At 50.3% G+C, this 17,735-nt stretch carries 18 protein-coding genes; 9 read left to right on the forward strand and 9 right to left on the reverse strand.

Features of this window, described 5'->3' with window-relative positions; genetic code table 11:
- The 3 genes from panB to panD all read left to right on the forward strand — a co-directional run bounded on the left by panB (position 1) and on the right by panD (position 2,233).
- Positions 1-792 (forward strand): 3-methyl-2-oxobutanoate hydroxymethyltransferase, encoded by a 792-nt coding sequence (panB, locus tag P2W74_RS18840; RefSeq protein ID WP_276292802.1) that lies wholly within the window; start codon positions 1-3, stop codon positions 790-792.
- Between the two features lie 112 nt (positions 793-904).
- Positions 905-1,759: a pantoate--beta-alanine ligase gene (gene panC / locus P2W74_RS18845; RefSeq protein WP_276292803.1), complete on the forward strand. Its 855-nt coding sequence runs from the start codon at positions 905-907 to the stop codon at positions 1,757-1,759.
- A 93-nt stretch (positions 1,760-1,852) separates the two neighbouring features.
- Positions 1,853-2,233, forward strand: coding sequence for an aspartate 1-decarboxylase (gene panD, locus P2W74_RS18850; protein WP_203358894.1), 381 nt, complete (start codon positions 1,853-1,855; stop codon positions 2,231-2,233).
- Between the two features lie 6 nt (positions 2,234-2,239).
- Here panD and P2W74_RS18855 read toward each other — a convergent pair whose 3' ends face one another.
- The 4 genes from P2W74_RS18855 to P2W74_RS18870 form a co-directional block, all read right to left on the reverse strand.
- Entirely contained in the window at positions 2,240-3,469 is a 1,230-nt protein-coding gene (locus P2W74_RS18855) for a polysaccharide deacetylase family protein (protein ID WP_276292804.1), read from the reverse strand.
- Between the two features lie 62 nt (positions 3,470-3,531).
- Entirely contained in the window at positions 3,532-3,972 is a 441-nt protein-coding gene (locus tag P2W74_RS18860) for a PTS sugar transporter subunit IIA (RefSeq protein WP_276292805.1), read from the reverse strand.
- 102 nt (positions 3,973-4,074) lie between these two features.
- Positions 4,075-4,845 (reverse strand): ABC transporter permease, encoded by a 771-nt coding sequence (locus P2W74_RS18865; protein WP_276292806.1) that lies wholly within the window; start codon positions 4,843-4,845, stop codon positions 4,075-4,077.
- Positions 4,842-5,768, reverse strand: coding sequence for an ABC transporter ATP-binding protein (locus tag P2W74_RS18870; protein WP_203358898.1), 927 nt, complete (start codon positions 5,766-5,768; stop codon positions 4,842-4,844). Before P2W74_RS18870 ends, P2W74_RS18865 begins: the two co-directional genes overlap by 4 nt.
- A gap of 108 nt (positions 5,769-5,876) precedes the next feature.
- Here P2W74_RS18870 and can point away from each other — a divergent pair, with 108 nt between their 5' ends.
- On the forward strand, positions 5,877-6,539 hold the full coding sequence (gene can, locus P2W74_RS18875) for a carbonate dehydratase (RefSeq protein WP_192611114.1): 663 nt from the start codon (positions 5,877-5,879) through the stop codon (positions 6,537-6,539).
- Positions 6,540-6,643: 104 nt separating this feature from the next.
- Here the strand turns inward: can and hpt are convergent, their stop codons facing one another.
- From hpt to P2W74_RS18890, 3 genes are all read right to left on the reverse strand, one after another.
- Entirely contained in the window at positions 6,644-7,180 is a 537-nt protein-coding gene (hpt, locus tag P2W74_RS18880; protein WP_276292807.1) for a hypoxanthine phosphoribosyltransferase, read from the reverse strand.
- A 347-nt stretch (positions 7,181-7,527) separates the two neighbouring features.
- Positions 7,528-8,832: a glycoside hydrolase family 28 protein gene (locus P2W74_RS18885; RefSeq protein ID WP_276292808.1), complete on the reverse strand. Its 1,305-nt coding sequence runs from the start codon at positions 8,830-8,832 to the stop codon at positions 7,528-7,530.
- A gap of 28 nt (positions 8,833-8,860) precedes the next feature.
- Positions 8,861-10,288 carry an MFS transporter gene (locus tag P2W74_RS18890; protein WP_276292809.1) on the reverse strand — a complete coding sequence of 476 codons (1,428 nt, stop codon included), beginning with the start codon at positions 10,286-10,288 and terminating at the stop codon, positions 8,861-8,863.
- A 325-nt stretch (positions 10,289-10,613) separates the two neighbouring features.
- Here P2W74_RS18890 and P2W74_RS18895 point away from each other — a divergent pair, with 325 nt between their 5' ends.
- On the forward strand, positions 10,614-10,886 hold the full coding sequence (locus P2W74_RS18895; RefSeq protein WP_276292810.1) for a SemiSWEET transporter: 273 nt from the start codon (positions 10,614-10,616) through the stop codon (positions 10,884-10,886).
- A gap of 171 nt (positions 10,887-11,057) precedes the next feature.
- On the opposite strand, the gene cueO is transcribed toward P2W74_RS18895, so the two are convergent.
- Positions 11,058-12,641 (reverse strand): multicopper oxidase CueO, encoded by a 1,584-nt coding sequence (gene cueO / locus P2W74_RS18900; protein WP_276292811.1) that lies wholly within the window; start codon positions 12,639-12,641, stop codon positions 11,058-11,060.
- 166 nt (positions 12,642-12,807) lie between these two features.
- Between cueO and P2W74_RS18905 the strand changes: the two genes are divergently transcribed.
- The 3 genes from P2W74_RS18905 to speD all read left to right on the forward strand — a co-directional run bounded on the left by P2W74_RS18905 (position 12,808) and on the right by speD (position 14,937).
- Positions 12,808-13,155, forward strand: coding sequence for a YacC family pilotin-like protein (locus P2W74_RS18905; RefSeq protein WP_000846617.1), 348 nt, complete (start codon positions 12,808-12,810; stop codon positions 13,153-13,155).
- 106 nt (positions 13,156-13,261) lie between these two features.
- Complete coding sequence (speE, locus tag P2W74_RS18910; RefSeq protein ID WP_192611108.1) at positions 13,262-14,122, forward strand: polyamine aminopropyltransferase; 861 nt, start codon at positions 13,262-13,264, stop codon at positions 14,120-14,122.
- A gap of 20 nt (positions 14,123-14,142) precedes the next feature.
- Positions 14,143-14,937 (forward strand): adenosylmethionine decarboxylase, encoded by a 795-nt coding sequence (gene speD, locus P2W74_RS18915; protein WP_276292812.1) that lies wholly within the window; start codon positions 14,143-14,145, stop codon positions 14,935-14,937.
- A 25-nt stretch (positions 14,938-14,962) separates the two neighbouring features.
- On the opposite strand, the gene P2W74_RS18920 is transcribed toward speD, so the two are convergent.
- Complete coding sequence (locus tag P2W74_RS18920; protein ID WP_276292813.1) at positions 14,963-15,961, reverse strand: LacI family DNA-binding transcriptional regulator; 999 nt, start codon at positions 15,959-15,961, stop codon at positions 14,963-14,965.
- Between the two features lie 243 nt (positions 15,962-16,204).
- Between P2W74_RS18920 and P2W74_RS18925 the strand changes: the two genes are divergently transcribed.
- A complete protein-coding gene (locus P2W74_RS18925; RefSeq protein ID WP_276292814.1) occupies positions 16,205-17,608 on the forward strand; it encodes a sugar porter family MFS transporter in 1,404 nt (467 codons plus the stop codon).
- The last annotated feature ends 127 nt before the right edge of the window (positions 17,609-17,735 follow it).

The following is a 17,735-nucleotide window of genomic DNA, read 5'->3' on the forward strand; positions in this document are numbered from 1 at the left end:
ATGAAACCGACCACCATCTCCTTACTGCAGAAATACAAACAAGAGAAGAAACGCTTCGCCACCATTACCGCGTACGACTACAGCTTCGCCAAACTGTTTGCCGATGAAGGGCTGAATGTGATGCTGGTGGGCGACTCTCTTGGCATGACGGTACAAGGCCACGATTCCACCCTGCCAGTGACCGTCGAGGACATTGCCTATCACACCCGCGCCGTACGTCGCGGCGCGCCGTACAGCCTGTTGCTGGCTGACCTGCCGTTTATGGCTTACGCCACGCCAGAACAGGCGTTTGAGAATGCTGCAGTGGTCATGCGCGCGGGCGCGAACATGGTCAAAATCGAGGGCGGTGCGTGGCTGGTGGATACCGTAAAAATGCTGACAGAACGCGCGGTACCGGTTTGCGGACATCTGGGTTTAACGCCACAATCAGTCAATATCTTCGGTGGTTATAAAATTCAGGGGCGCGGCGATGCCGGTCAGACGCTGTTCGACGACGCACTGGCGCTGGAAGCGGCAGGCGCACAGTTGCTGGTGCTGGAGTGCGTTCCGGTCGAACTGGCGAAGCGGGTAACGGAAGCGCTCTCCATTCCGGTGATCGGCATCGGCGCGGGCAACGTCACCGACGGGCAGATCCTCGTGATGCATGACGCGTTTGGTATCACCGGCGGGCATATTCCAAAATTTGCTAAAAATTTCCTGGCAGAAGCGGGCGACATCCGCGCCGCCGTGCGGCAGTATATTGCCGAAGTGGAGTCCGGCGTCTATCCGGGCGAAGAACACAGTTTCCATTAAGCAACGTTTGGATCGTGTAGGCCGCGTTGCCAGCCGGCATTTGTGCAGAGATGCCTGATGGCGCTGCGCTTATCAGGCCTACGGATAATCAGGCCACTAAAGGAGTCCTGTTGTGTTAATTATTGAAACCCTGCCGCTGCTACGCCAGCATATCCGTCGTCTGCGTCAGGAAGGCAAACGTGTTGCACTGGTGCCAACCATGGGCAACCTGCATGATGGTCATATGAAACTGGTTGACGAAGCCAGAACGCGCGCTGACGTCGTGGTGGTCAGTATTTTCGTTAACCCGATGCAGTTTGACCGTCCGGACGATCTGGTGCGTTATCCCCGTACGCTGCAGGAAGACTGCGAAAAGCTGAACAAGCGCAAAGTCGATCTGGTATTTGCTCCCGCCCCTGACCAAATTTACCCGCAGGGCACTGAAGGCCAGACCTACGTTGACGTACCCGGTCTCTCTACCATGCTGGAAGGGGCCAGTCGCCCAGGCCATTTCCGCGGCGTTTCCACTATCGTCAGCAAACTGTTCAACCTGGTGCAGCCAGACGTCGCCTGCTTTGGCGAGAAGGATTTTCAGCAACTGGCGCTGATCCGCAAAATGGTTGCCGATATGGGTTACGACATTGAAATCGTGGGCGTTCCCATCATCCGTGCCAAAGATGGTCTGGCCCTGAGCTCCCGCAATGGCTACCTGACGGCCGAACAACGTAAAATCGCCCCGGGCTTACACAAAGTCATGAAGGGGATTGCCGGGAAATTACTGGCCGGAGATCGGGACTGCGAAGAGATGATCGCCATTGCCGAGCAAGAGCTGAACGAAAAAGGCTTCCGCGCTGATGATATTCAGATCCGTGATGCTGACAGCCTGCTGGAATTAACGGATACCAGCAAACGTGCGGTCATCCTCGTTGCGGCATGGCTGGGTCAGGCGCGTCTGATCGACAATCAGAGCGTTGCATTAACCCAGTAGACAGTGGTTAAAAATCGGGCAATACTGCCTGGAATTTCCTGAAGCTGTTAGAAATATCAGCTTTGTTATCGTTATGGTAGAAAGGTAGACGTTATGATTCGCACTATGTTGCAGGGCAAACTCCATCGCGTGAAAGTGACTCAGGCGGACCTGCATTACGAAGGCTCTTGCGCTATTGACCAGGATTTTCTCGACGCGGCGGGCATTCTTGAAAACGAAGCCATTGATATCTGGAACGTCACCAACGGCAAGCGTTTCTCAACCTATGCTATTGCGGCTGAACGCGGCTCTAAAATTATCTCTGTAAACGGTGCGGCGGCACACTGCGCCAGCGTGGGCGATATTGTGATTATCGCCAGTTTCGTGAGCATGTCCGACGAAGAAGCGCGTCGCTGGCAGCCAAAAGTGGCCTACTTTGAGGGCGACAACGAAATGAAACGCACGGCGAAGGCGATCCCGGTACAAGTTGCCTGAACAGAGTTACCCCTGCGGCTGATTGCTGATCAGCCGTGACATTGTTTCCAGCGAATCCGTTCTTAAGATGTACAGACGTTTCAATAAGAACGGATTATCCCCCGGCTTTACCTTCCCTTTCACCGTCGTGACCGCCATATGGAATCCCGCATCATTAGCCGCTTTTACCGCCGTGGCGTTATAGCCGCCGAACGGATAAGAGAGATAAAGTACGTGTGGGTTAAACTGCGCCAGCGCGCGGCGTGAACGTGAAAAATCCATAAAAATGTTGTGATAGCTGCGGCTGAGCAGAATCGGCCGATGATTACCGTCTACCCGGTGCAAAAAGTGCGTATGCGACTGGAAATCAAAGGTATCTCTGATCTCCTGCAGTTCAGAAACACTCATAAATTGCAGTGATTTGGGGTCCCATTTCTGCGGTCGACCCTTAATACGGGATGAAACAATAAAGGCGGTCGCCTTAAAGCCATACTGCTTCAATACCGGATACGCATAGCGACTGACCGATTTCAGCCCATCATCAAAGGTAATGACCACCGCGCGCGCCGGAAGATTCATCTTATTGCGCACATACCCTTCCAGTTGGTACAGCGTCAACGTGGTATATCCCATGTCCCGCAGCCAGGTCATCTGGTTACTAAAAGCACGCACGGATGTCGTCGTAGAGGTATGGCGAAAACGGGTATTCTCTTCGTCGCGTAAAATATGGTGGTAGGTGAGCACGGGGATACCGTGATCTTCCTGCGCATCCAGCGCGCTGACATAGGCAAGCCGGTTACCGATTCGGACCTGATACCAGGTTTGCTTGAGTCGATCTTTTAGCTTACTCAAAATGGGATAACGTAGATTTTCTGCGAGTATGCCGAAAGGCGCGCTTCCCGCATCCGGCGCAATATAGACGGGCGTATCTTTCCAGGTGACCAGGTTCTGGTTGCTGAGGGGTTTATTAAGATCGCCCAGACCATCTTCCACTTTCTGATGACCCTGCACCGGCTCCAGGTGGCCTTTATCGATAAACCCGGTGCCGAAACCAAATTTGAATTCGTAATAATCTGCGGCGATCGGTTCAACAGAGATTATCTGCCCCGCACGAAGCGTTCCCACGTTCTTCATGTTGTTGCCAATCTGCGCCCAGATGGCGGCATCTTCCGTTGTCTGCATATAACGCGCAGGCAACGCAGCGCCAGCCCCCATTGAAATCAGCAGCAACAGGAGAACAAAACCGTGTTTGATCATGAGAAATAGCCGGGAGGTGAACACCCTGTCTATTGTAACAAAACCCCCCTCAATACCAACGGCTAATACTCATACAAATCATGCAGCAACACAAAAGGGGGATTTTTTTGCTGCTGATGCCAGAGACTTGTCACCTCAGACGTGCCACGAGCAACGATTTGATTGCGAAACTCAACGCTGCTCATTGTCTCTCGCGACGACAGCATTTTTTCCAACAATGGCAGAGTGACGCCGGAAATCACCTCGCACTGAGCATGTTTATGACTCAACAAAGACGCGACGCGATAAGGCGCAGCGCCCGACGTGTCGGTTAAAAAGATCACGCCCTCGCCGGAGTCCGTTTGATGCAACGCGTCACACAACGTGCGGCTCAACATATTTGTGCTTAATCCGCGCCAGAAATTCACTGCGCGGCATTGCGCCTGCGGGCCGTGTTTCTTTTCCAGACGATACAGCAGTTCCTCTGCACGATCGTCATGACAGGTAATGACCCAACCTAACATTGCCTACCTCCTTAGCAAGAAAGTAGTTTATCAGGGGAATCAATAGGTAATGGTGACAACCGTCAAAGGATTCCCCTCCCAAAATGGGAGAGGAATGTGAAATCAGCTACGCAGCCCACGTCCACGCTGGATCAAATACCAGCACAACATGTAGAAAGCGACGGTGAAGATCACCAGTACGCCAAACGTAGTGATCAACGGAACATCATGAATACCGAGGAAACCATAGCGAAAGCCACTGATCATGTAGACGATCGGGTTCAGATGCGACAGCCCCTGCCAGAACGGCGGCAGCAGCGTCAACGAGTAAAATACCCCGCCGAGATAGGTCAGCGGCGTCAGTACAAACGTGGGAATCAGGCTGATATCATCAAAGGTTTTTGCGAACACGGCATTCAACAACCCGGCCAGCGAAAACAACACCGACGTCAATGCCAGCGTTAACGCAACGAACAGCCACGAATGAACCTGAAACGGCACAAAGAACAACGAAATTGCCGTCACCAGCACACCGACGCACAGCCCGCGCGCCACACCGCCGCCGACAAATCCGGCAATGATGACATGTGTCGGTACCGGGGCAACCAACAACTCTTCAATGTTGCGCTGAAATTTGGCGCTAAAAAACGACGACGCCACGTTGGCGTAAGAGTTGGTAATCACCGCCATCATGATAAGACCCGGCACGATAAACTGCATGTAGCTAAAGCCATGCATTTCACCTATCCGCGAACCGATCAAGTTGCCAAAAATAATGAAGTAGAGCGTCATGGTGATGACGGGCGGAACCAGCGTTTGTACCCAGATGCGCATAAAGCGCTGGATCTCTTTGGCCCAGATGCTTTTCAGCGCGACCCAGTAAAGCTGCATCATGCGCGATCTCCTTGTTTTTCATGAACCAGTGAAACAAACAGCTCTTCCAGACGGTTCGCCTTATTGCGCATACTCAGCACCTGAACCCCCTGCTCGCTGAGCTGGCTGAATACGCTGTTGATCCCCTGCTCGCGCAGCACTTCCACTTCCAGGGTGGCGGTATCCACCAGGCGATACTGATAGCCTTCGAGCTTCGGCAGCGGGCTTTTAGCCGCCAGATCGAGAATGAAGGTTTCTGATTTCAGCTTCGAGAGCAGGTTTTTCATGGAGGTGTTTTCCACCAGCTCTCCGTGCTGAATAATCCCGATGTTGCGGCACAGCATTTCCGCTTCTTCCAGATAGTGAGTCGTCAGAATGATCGTGGTGCCTTTGTCGTTTAAATCCTTCAAAAAACCCCACATTGAGCGGCGAAGTTCGATATCGACGCCTGCTGTTGGTTCATCAAGGATTAACAGTTTCGGTTCATGCATAAGCGCACGTGCGATCATCAGGCGCCGCTTCATCCCCCCCGACAACATGCGCGCGCGTTCGTTACGTTTTTCCCACAAATCGAGCTGCTTTAGGTACTTTTCGCTGCGTATGATGGCTTCATTTCGTTCGACGCCATAGTAACCCGCCTGATTCACCACGATCTGCTGGACGGTTTCAAACGGGTTGAAGTTAAATTCCTGCGGCACTAAACCCAGCTGGCGTTTGGCATTGACCACATCTTTCGCCAGATCGTAGCCAAAAACGCTGACGCGGCCGGAGGTTTTGTTTACCAACGAGCTGATAATGCCGATCGTGGTGGATTTTCCTGCCCCATTCGGCCCCAGAAGCGCATAAAAATCACCCGCTTCGACTTGTAAATCTATCCCACGCAACGCCTGAACGCCGCCAGGGTAGGTTTTTTTAAGTTGTTGAAGTTCCAGTGCAATGGTCATAAATTTTTACTTACCTTACGTTCCTACACTTTATATGTGGTTTAAATAATCCCGGAGTTGACCTATATTAGCCCAACGCGTTTATTTGGTTACAGGTCGTTAACCTCCATGAAAGACATAGATACACTCATCAGTAACAATGCACTATGGTCAAAAATGCTGGTGGAAGAGGATTCCGGATTTTTTGAGAAACTGGCGCAAGCACAGAAGCCGCGCTTTCTATGGATTGGATGTTCCGACAGTCGCGTTCCCGCAGAACGTTTAACCGGGCTTGAACCGGGCGAATTATTTGTGCACCGTAATGTGGCCAACCTGGTCATCCACACCGACCTCAACTGCCTCTCTGTCGTTCAGTATGCCGTTGATGTGTTAGAAGTTGAACATATTATTATTTGTGGTCACTACGGTTGCGGTGGTGTTCAGGCTGCGGTTGAAAACCCGGAGCTGGGGTTGATCGACAACTGGCTGCTACACATCCGTGATATTTGGTTTAAGCATAGCTCCCTGCTGGGTGAAATGCCTCAGGAGCGTCGTATGGATACCCTGTGCGAGCTGAACGTCATGGAACAGGTGTATAACCTGGGCCACTCCACCATTATGCAGTCTGCCTGGAAACGCGGTCAGAAAGTGACGATCCACGGTTGGGCGTATGGTATTCACGATGGCCTGCTGCGCGATCTCGACGTGACCGCCACCAGCCGCGAATCCCTTGAACAGCGTTACCGTCAGGGAATTTCCAATCTCAAACAGAAGCACATCAACCACAAGTAAGTTCGCAATAAAATGCCGGGCGGAGGTGTCGCCTTACCCGGCATGTGGGCCTACCTTTGCGTAGACCTGATAAGCGAAGCGCCATCAGGCGCTTCTCTTGTTGATTACTCGTCCAGCAGTACTACCTTCCCAACATACGGCAGATGGCGATAACGCTGTGCGTAATCAATGCCATAACCCACCACAAATTCGTCCGGAATAGCAAAGCCCACGTATTCGACCGGCACGTCCACTTCACGACGAGTCGGTTTGTCCAGCAGCGTACAAATCGCCAGTGATTTAGGCTCACGCAGGCTCAGGATTTCACGCACTTTTGACAATGTGTTACCGGAGTCGATGATGTCTTCGACGATCAGCACGTCTTTGCCACGAATATCTTCATCCAGGTCTTTGAGGATTTTAACATCGCGGGTCGTGGACATGCCGCTACCGTAGCTGGAGGCGGTCATAAAATCGACTTCATGAGATACCTGAACTTCACGGCACAGGTCCGCCATAAACATAAATGAACCGCGCAGCAGACCCACCAGCACCATATCACTGCCGCTGTCTTTATAACGCTCAGTAATCTGACGACCCAGTTCAGCAATACGTGCTTTGATCTCCGCTTCGGGGATCATGACTTCTACAGTATGTTTCATATCTCTAACCATATGATTTAAAAACAAATCACTCAATGCCTTCTCGGAATTGCACAGCATCGAAGCGCAAGGCACGCAGTATACCAGCAAAAGTAATTGTTCGCGGCATCCGTTAATAAGTCTAATTTTACAATTAGGATCCCGCCTCTTAAATCCAAAAATCGACTACCATAAAAATCAATAAATTGAGATAACGTATTGTTATAGCAGAAAATAACACACGATGGTCGCGGCTCGTTTGGCAAAAAAATAGGCGACTCATTGTCGCCTATGCACAGCCGGATGATGAAAAGTAGCTGCCTATTTTTTACAAAAGCAGCGTGGGGTCACCACGCTGCTTTTCTGTTTTAACGGTTATCAAACGTATCGTTAGAGCCGTCATTTTCTGCGGCAACAGACACAACAACGTCATCAAAGCGCAAATCATTCACAGCAACAATACGCCCAAACTCTCTGGCTTCAATCCGACAGTGGCTAAAACTAATGTTCTCCATCGGTTTTTCTGGGAAGGCGACCAGATCGAACGCGCGTGCCGGTAAAGCATAATCGGCATCCAGAGTGGCATTAACGTGACTAATGCGGATATTACGCACTTTGGTCATCTGTAAATGCTCCGGAACCTGCCTTGCTACGGCCTGCCAGTCTTCCGGCAGTTCATCAATATTGTCAAAGAGTTTGCGGTTGTAGGAATTGTGCCAATCCATAATCCAGGAGAATGGGAATTGCACATTGCGCATCTGCAAATTTTCCACCACCACATCTTCCATAAAGCCGCCGCGCTCTTTCGACGACTTCATGCGCAAGCCGCAATCAGAGTTTTCAAAGGTAATGTCATGGACATAGACATCCCGAATGCCGCCGCTGACTTCACTGCCCAGCGTCACGCCGTAACCTGAGCGAATATGGCAGTGGTCGATTTCAATATGTTCCGCAATCTTATTGACCCGATAACCATCGCCATCACGGCCTGATTTGATGACAATACAGTCATCGCCGCACGACACATCACACTCAGTGATTCGTACATGGCTGGATGAATCAATATCAATGCCATCGGTGCTTGGCCCATGGTTATCACGAATGGTTAAACCACTCACCAGAACATGTTTCGCATAGGTAATCTGTAAATTCCAGAACCCGGCACGCTCAAAGGTCAAATCGGAGATGGTGACGTGCTCTACCTTGTAAATCAGGCAGGCGCGCGGACGTTTAACGAGGTAGTCCGCAATCCACCGCAGCCCTTTTTTGTCGTAGTCGACACGCAGTCCACTCTCTTTGTCCGGACCACAATAGAGATCCCACCAATGCGAGCCCTGGCCATCAATCTTGCCATGACCGGAGATCTCAATGTTGTTAACCTCAATGGCATTGAGTACCGCAGCGGGCCACATCATCTCAACGCCCGCAACCCGCGTTGGGATCTCCGGATAGTCAGAAAGATCGGTAGAACCCAACAGGGTCGCGCCTTGCGCGAATCTCAGTTTGCTTCCTTCTTTCAGAAAGAGCGAACCGACCAGGTAGGTCCCCGGCGAAATCACGACGGGAAGCCCCTGTTCAGCACCGGCATCAATCGCCTGTTGAATCGCCAGGGTATCTTTCACAATACCGTCGCCAATCGCACCAAAATCTTTCACTTCGAGTTGTAAGGGCATCAATTCAATCCTTCTCTCATTCTCGGGTTTATTTGCTAATACCATTTAATTTATTCAACGTTTCTTCCATTTTGAGCGTTTGCTTACGGTTCAATGGATAGAAATAAATCAGCGTTATCGCAGCCAAAAACAGGCATAAAGCAGGTAAGAGGTTCGCCATCATGTAGATATTTTCCTGCACGGCACTACTCTGGACCATGCCCCCCGTCGAAGAGGACTGATAACCGATAATTGCCAGCATAAAGCCGCCAATTGCACCAGCACACGCCTGACCCACTTTGCGGGCAAAGAAGTTCACGCCATAAACAGTACCGTCTTCGCGGTCGCCGGTGACATATTGGTGATAATCACAAACATCAGTCATAAATGCCCAAATCATCAGGTTGAATAACCCGGCCCCCAGCGTCGCCAGGAACAGGAAGACCAGATAGGTTTTCGCATCCGTGATATGGCAGAAGTACATAACCAGATACATACCCACCGAAAAGAGCAGTGCGCCTACGCTGGCCTCTTTTTTACCAAACCGCTTCGTGAGCCAGGACGCCGATGGCGCCAGCAGGACCAGAGAACCGAAGGTAAACAGTAATGCGACAGACATCGCCTCTTTGTTGTGGAAGTAGTCATTAAACAGATAGGTCATGTTGGTACCAGAGAGCCCCTGGTTAATAACAATCAGCAGATCCACAATGACTAAAACGATCAGCGCTTTATTACGCAACAATCCCTTCAGTAAAACAGAAATCGGCACGCTCCCTTTTGTCTCCACGCGCACACGTTCCGTCGTTAACTGGCACGTCAGTGTTAAGAAGATGAAAGCCAGTACTGAACAGCCAATCGAAATCCACAAGAAGCGTTCACCAGAAATAACCTGGCTACCGTCAACAAGGGTGGTATACATCAGGATAGGAATAAAAAAGCCGGTCGCCCCACCGCCGATAGCGGAGCCAATGCTGCGATACGTAGAGAGCGAAACACGGTCTGCCGGATTGGAACTGATAGCCGCCGACATTGCGCCATACGGTATATTCACGGTCGATAACAGCGCACCGTAAACAAAATAGGAGCCGCAAATGTAAATGATTTTCGCGGTATATGAAAATTCACTCACAAATGGCAGGAACAGCAATACCGCAACTGCGCAGAAAGGATACTTCATACGACTAACCCAGGGGTTAAAACGCCCTTTGGCGGTTAGCTTAGAGGTATCGCATAAACGCCCCACGGCCACATCGACAAACGCATCAAAGAGTTTTGTCACAAAATAGAGTGACCCGACGATAACGCCAGAAATACCCAGAACATTGGTGTAATAAATCATTAAAAAACTGTTCACTAACCCAAGGATAAAACAGTTACCCAGGTCACCGCACATATAACCAAATTTATCTCTAAACCCGAAAGGCCTGATATTAATACTTTTATTACTTTCGATGATATGTTCATCTCGAACCGTCATACCAACTCCTTACACGTATTATTCACAAAAATTATGTATACATTCTGATAGTCTGGGTAATAGAAAGATGTACTATCGCTAACCATTTTTGGTACGACACATTTTCGCTGTAAAGAATAATTGGTATGACATCAAGATGGAGTGCTGGAGATCACACAATCTCAATATCCCCCTCAGCTACCGCACGAAAGGTATATATTTCAAATAAAATTGGTGTAATAACTATAATGCAGTAAAACCTGTCCACGCTTTGTAGAACTATACGTTTTACATATAAAATGGTTTCAGGAAGTTAACAACACATATACATTCGCGGAAGTTATAGATGGATTACATTAATATCATTGGTTTTATTGGCGGCGGTTGCACTACCATTTCTTTTATTCCGCAGGTGGTTTTAGTGCTAAAAACAAAGTCAACGAAAGATATCTCGTTGATGATGTACTCCGTTTTTGTTTTCGGTATTTCTTTATGGCTGCTATACGGGATTTTGTCGGATGCACTCCCCGTCATCATCCCCAATTTGATTACTTTCGTACTGGCAGGTTCAATTCTCTTTATGAAGGTAAAAAACGAAATTATTCAAAAGAATCGGTAATGGTAGCGACAGGTAGTAAAGTGAGCGCGGATAATGCTTGCTACTTTTACTACCTGGATAATGATAGGTCAGGTCTTTCCCCTGTACACCGCCTCAGAGGTAAAATATCTCAGGCATGAGGCTGGGAAAATTTCGGCGTCGCGCACGTCTGCAACCAGCGGGCGCGAAGTATTACTGAGTGGTAAATCCAAGCATCATTCCCGTATCTTCATGCTCTAACAGATGGCAGTGCGCCATATAGGCATGCTCTTTCGGGGCCTCATGATCAAACTTGACCAACACCTCGCTAACACCGCCTTCGACGCGTACCGTATCTTTCCAACCTGTACGATGCGCTGCCGGCGTTTTGCCGTTTTCCGACAGAATGCGGAACTGGGTGCCGTGGATGTGGAACGGATGCAGCATCATGTCGCCCTCGCCGGAAATTACCCAGCGCTCGTACTGCCCTTTCGCCACCGCAAACATCGGCTTGCTCATATCGAATGACTGACCATTGATCTTGTTGGCGTTATGGAAATCAAACTGCCCACCGTGATTCATATGCCCCATGTTGCCATGATTCATATTGCCGTGATTCATTTTTCCATTGCCCATATGCCCCATCATTTGCCCACTCTTCATCCCCGCCATCGCTTGATCGCCGTATTTTTGCATCAGCATTTGCATGCCCATCATGTCGAGCATGGGGTCCATCGAGAGCTGCAACTTGCGTACCGTCAGGCCATCAAGCGACGGTAATGTCGGCATGCTGGTTAACGTATCCGGCAACGTACCGGAAGCGCTCACCAGCAGCGGCTGGATGTGCATCACCGGGTGCGGTTGATCAAAAGGCGCAACCGCCATTCCCATCTGGCTGACCGGCAGAGTCACTAAATCAAACGCTTTGCCATCGCTGATATCCACCAGCACTTCGAACCGTTCCCCCATCAACATGGGCAGTTCATTCACTTTGACAGGCTCAGCCAGCAATCCACCGTCGCTGGCGATCACATACAGAGGGCGACCATCGCTGGCGGCGATGTTGAGCGAACGCGCGTTACAGCCATTGAGTAAACGCAACCGCAGCCAACCTTTTGGCGCGGCGTGTTGAGGGTAAATCGCCCCGTTGGTCAGCAGCGTGTCGCCAAACCAGCCCACCGCGGCAGTCATCATATCCAGCTGGTAATCTATCTGTCCGTCAGCGGAAAACTGTTTGTCCTGGATGATCACCGGTACATCATCGATGCCCCACTGTGTAGGGAGCAGCAGCTTACGGATATCCTCATCTTCAATGAGTACCAGTCCCGCCAGCCCCATCGCGACCTGGCGCCCCGTTTTCCCATGCTGATGTGGGTGGAACCAACAGGTGGCGGCTCGCTGCTCAGGTGTGAACGTAACAGTGCGCGAACCACCGGCAGGAATAACGCCTTGCGGACCGCCATCCACTTCACCGGGAATTTCCAGGCCATGCCAGTGTAATGTGGTCTCTTCAGCGAGCTGATTATGGATGTCGACGGTAACCGCTTTTCCTTTGTACAGTTTTAACGCGGGTCCCAGCAGATTACCGTTGTAACCCCAGGTCGCGGCAGTCTTACCCGCGAAGGTGGATTGCCCGGTTTTGACGATCAGCTGCATATGATTGCGTGCATCGGCGGTTAACAGATCGGGAATGGGTAACGCGGGGCGCTCGGCGGCAAATACACTCCGGCTCCACAGCGGCAATGCAGATGCAACCCCAAGTGCGACAGAATATTTTAAGAAATCACGACGTTGCATTTTCACTTCCTTATTCTCAGCAGGCGGGACACAGCCTAAAACTTGAGCATAGACCCTCCCCCTACAGGAAGGTCAAGTCAGGGACTGCATCGAATGTAATAATAAAAGTCGTCGCCTCGCTCGCAGTATGCTAACGTTTAATTTCCGTGATGCAGTGGTAGAAGCAATGAAGACGTTTTTCAGAACCGTGTTGTTCGGCAGCCTGATGGCCGTATGCGCAAACAGCTATGCGCTCAGTGAGTCCGAAGCCGAAGATATGGCCGATTTAACGGCAGTTTTTGTGTTTCTGAAAAATGACTGCGGATACCAGAATTTACCCAATGGGCAGATTCGTCGCGCACTGGTCTTTTTTGCCCAGCAAAACCAGTGGGATCTCAGTAATTACGACACCTTCGACATGAAATCCCTCGGCGAAGACAGCTACCGGGATCTCAGCGGTATTGGTATTCCCGTCGCAAAAAAATGCAAAGCTCTGGCACGTGATTCCCTCAGTCTGCTGGCCTACGTCAAATAAATTCCCCGATACCAAATTGCTGAAGTAATGACCGTGCAACACCGGTCATTGTTAGCTATGATGTTGCGCCCTTTTTCACGGGCGTCAACAATGGAGGTATCAACCAATGGCCGAAAATACCCCGTGGCATGAAACGCTACACGACCAGTTTGGTCAGTACTTTGCCGTGGATAACGTGCTGTATCATGAGAAAACCGACCATCAGGATTTGATCATTTTCGAGAACGCCGCGTTTGGTCGCGTGATGGCGCTGGACGGCGTGGTGCAAACCACCGAGCGCGATGAATTTATCTATCACGAAATGATGACCCACGTGCCCTTGCTGGCGCACGGTCACGCGAAACATGTGCTGATTATCGGCGGCGGCGACGGTGCTATGCTGCGCGAAGTGACACGCCATAAAAACATCGAAACCATTACGATGGTGGAGATTGACGCAGGCGTGGTCTCATTTTGCCGACAGTATTTGCCGAACCACAACGCAGGCAGCTACGACGATCCGCGATTTAAACTGGTGATCGACGACGGTGTCAACTTCGTGAATCAGACCCGCCAGACCTTCGATGTGATCATTTCCGACTGCACCGATCCTATTGGTCCCGGCGAAAGCCTGTTCACCTCGGCATTCTATGAAGGCTGCAAACGCTGCCTGAACCCTGGCGGGATTTTTGTCGCCCAAAATGGCGTCTGCTTCCTGCAGCAAGATGAAGCCCTCGACAGCCATCGCAAACTCAGCCACTACTTTGGCGATGTCGGTTTCTATCAGGCCGCTATTCCGACCTATTACGGCGGGATCATGACCTTTGCCTGGGCGACCGACAACGAAGCCCTGCGCCATCTTTCGACCGAGATTATTCAGGCCCGGTTCCACACTTCTGGTCTGAAATGCCGTTACTACAATCCGGCAATTCACACGGCTGCCTTTGCCTTACCTCAATACTTGCAAGATGCACTGTCCGCGCAGTGAATCTAAGGATGTGATAAAAATTGAAAAAGCTGAAACTGCATGGCTTTAATAACCTGACCAAAAGCCTGAGTTTTTGTATTTATGATATCTGCTATGCCAAAACCGCCGAAGAGCGTGACGGCTACATCGCCTATATCGATGAACTCTACAACGCCAACCGTCTGACTGAGATTCTCTCGGAAACCTGTTCCATCATCGGCGCAAACATCCTGAATATTGCCCGTCAGGACTACGAACCACAGGGCGCCAGCGTCACCATTCTGGTGAGCGAAGAGCCGATGGACCCAAAATTTATCGATAAAACCGAACATCCTGGCCCTTTGCCGGAAGCGGTCGTCGCTCACCTTGATAAGAGCCATATCTGCGTACATACCTATCCGGAAAGCCACCCGGAGGGCGGGTTGTGTACTTTTCGCGCCGACATTGAAGTATCAACCTGCGGCGTGATTTCACCGCTGAATGCGCTGAATTACCTTATCCACCAGCTTGAGTCCGATATCGTGACGATTGATTATCGTGTACGGGGTTTTACACGTGATATCAATGGCATGAAGCACTTTATCGATCATGAGATTAATTCAATCCAGAACTTTATGTCCGAGGATATGAAGTCGCTGTATGACATGGTGGATGTGAACGTCTATCAGGAAAATATCTTCCATACCAAAATGTTGCTGAAAGAATTCGACCTTAAGCACTACATGTTCCACACCAAACCGGAAGATCTGACAGAAACCGAGCGCAAAGAGATTACCGCTGCGCTGTGGAAGGAAATGCGCGAGATTTACTACGCGCGCAATATCCCTACAGTGTGACTGAATAGGGCAAGGACGCCCCTTTCTAACATGGGTTCGCCGGGAAGCTCAGCAGTACGGATGCAACTGACTCTTCTTCTGCAATAACCCGCAGCGCCGCGTCTCCCAATCGGCGGCCGATAACTTCATGATCAACCGTAAAAAGACAAGGCGATGAGATGATCCTTGAGGAAAAGTCGCTGCTGGCGGCGGCGCACAGCATCGATTGATCATTTAGCTCGCAGTCCGTTAACGTCGACAAGTAATGGCTGGCGCCCATTAACAAAAAATCGTTTATAAAAATAATAAAATCAGGACGCTTCTTCTGCTGCATAAACTGGCGCGCGGCCATTTCGCCCGAAAACTCCGTCACAGAACCATAGAAAATCAGCGCCTCATCGACGTCGAGATTATTTCTGCGCATTTCCTCAAGGCAACCGTCCAGGAACTGCTGGCCGTGCATGCTATCTGCGCCTAATGTGGCAACCGCCAGGCGCTGCGCCCCTTTAGCTAACGCATAGCGAACGCAGCGCCGTCCCATCTCCTCGTGGTGAAAATCGACCCAGTTAAAATGGCCATTCAATGCAAGGCTCTGACCCATAGTGACAAAGGGAAACTGCAATTCATTCAGTAACTCAATGCGTTCATCATTAATGCGGGTATCGGTCAGAATGATGGCATCAGCACGATTTTGCTCGATTATCTTGCGCAGTAATTGGCGCTCGCCCTCACGGTCCGTCGTAATATGGATAACCGGATCGAGCCCGCTCTCTTTCAGGCTCGCCTGTAATCCTCGGGCAATGCGCATAAAAAAGGAGGCGGTATGGATGTTGCCGCCGTCGGATGCGGGTAGCAGCAGGGCAACGACCCCAACCTTACCGCTGCGTAGATGCCGCGCGGAAGCGTTCGGTCGATAGCCAAACTTTTCAGCTGCAGCGAGGACCTTTTTCCGGGTATGACTGCTGATATCGCTTTTATTATTTAACGCCTTCGACACCGTTGCCGTTGAAAGACCAAGGGACGCTGCCAGTTCTTTAATATTCATCGTTCATTATGGACTAAATAGCTTCCAACAAGGATATTCCTGCCAATCTAAACCATTAATATTTTTCTGACAATAAAAAAACCTCAACAGGCCAATTAATTGTGCAACGACGATCACAGTTATGCTGAGAAGGTCATTGATTACAATATTTTTCAGATCTAGCATAAAACAATACGAAATCGATTAAGTATTTTTTAAAAGAATCGCCATTTATAACTTAACCGCTGACAAAGGCCGTCTCCAATGCAATTAGATAACACCCTTTCAGTCTCAGCACCACGTAATAAAACCCGACCGCAAGTTATCTGGATATGTCTGCTTGCCGCGCTGGCTGGCCTGCTGTTTGGTCTGGATATCGGCGTCATTTCCGGTGCCCTGCCGCTTATCGCCAAAGAGTATCATTTGCTCGATCGGCAACAGGAGTGGATCGTCAGCTCAATGATGGTCGGCGCAGCGGCGGCTACGCTATGTAGCGGGTTTTTAGCTTATCGCTTCGGTCGCAAATATGCGCTGCTGATTGCCGCCGCTTCCTTCTGCATCGGCGCTATTATCTGTACCTGCGCAGTCAGTGCCAATATGCTGATTATCGGCCGCCTGGTACTGGGGGTTGGCCTCGGTGTCGCCTCCTACGCTACACCGCTTTATCTTTCCGAAATAACACCGAAAAACATTCGCGGCGCCATGATTTCCGCCTACCAGTTGATGATCGCCCTCGGTATCCTCATCGTTTTTCTTACGAATACCGCCTTCAGCTACAGCGGGAACTGGCGCGGAATGCTGCTTGTAGTGGCGGTTCCTTCGTTAATCTTTCTGTTTGGCGCGCTATTTCTTCCTCGCAGCCCCCGCTGGCTTATGATCCACAATCGGGAGGAAGATGCCCGCAACGTACTGCTGCGCCTGCGCAATAGTCGTGAAGAGGTGGAAACGGAGTTGCAGGATATTAAAGAGCAACTCAAGGTCAAACAGCAGGGTTGGCATTTATTCAAAGAGAACCGCAACTTCCGCCGGAGCGTTGGTCTGGGTATCGTCCTGCAAGTTATGCAGCAGTTTTCCGGCGTTAACGTCATGATGTACTACGCGCCGCGTATCTTCCATGAAATCGGCTTTGCTTCAACGGCAGATCAGATGTGGGGAACCGTGATCGTCGGTTTTGTCATGACCATCGCTACCTTTATCGCCGTGGGTTTCGTTGACCGCTGGGGGCGTAAACCCATGCTGTATACCGGCTTCATCACGATGGGGATCGCCATGGCCGTCGTTGGAACGCTGTTGGGAGGCGAGTCGCTATCGGGCGTGGAAAAAGGGATCACCGTGACCATGCTGCTGCTGTTTATTGTCGGATTCTCAATGTCAGCCGGTCCGCTTATCTGGCTGCTATGTTCAGAAATTCAGCCGCTGAAGGGTCGGGAGTTCGGCATCACCTGTTCCACCTTTACCTGTCACATTGCCGGTATGATCGTAAGCGCCACGTTCCTATCGTTATTAAATTCATTAGGAAGTGCGCAGACCTTTTATTTATATTCCCTGTTAAACATCGTCGCATTGGCTATTATCTTCCGCTTTGTCCCCGAGACGAAAAATATCTCTCTGGAGCAGATTGAACAAAACCTGATGGCGGGTAAGCCGCTGCGTGATATTGGCCGATGAAAGATGGAGTCCCGGACATGAGTTTTCTGGAATTTAACCAAGATGATTTTTATATTTCTTTCGAAATTAACCATAACAGAAATATATATATCAACCGATTTTCAACACATCAGCATGCTGAAACGCA

Origin of the sequence: Citrobacter enshiensis, from assembly GCF_029338175.1 — a bacterium.
GTDB lineage: Bacteria > Pseudomonadota > Gammaproteobacteria > Enterobacterales > Enterobacteriaceae > Citrobacter_D > Citrobacter_D enshiensis.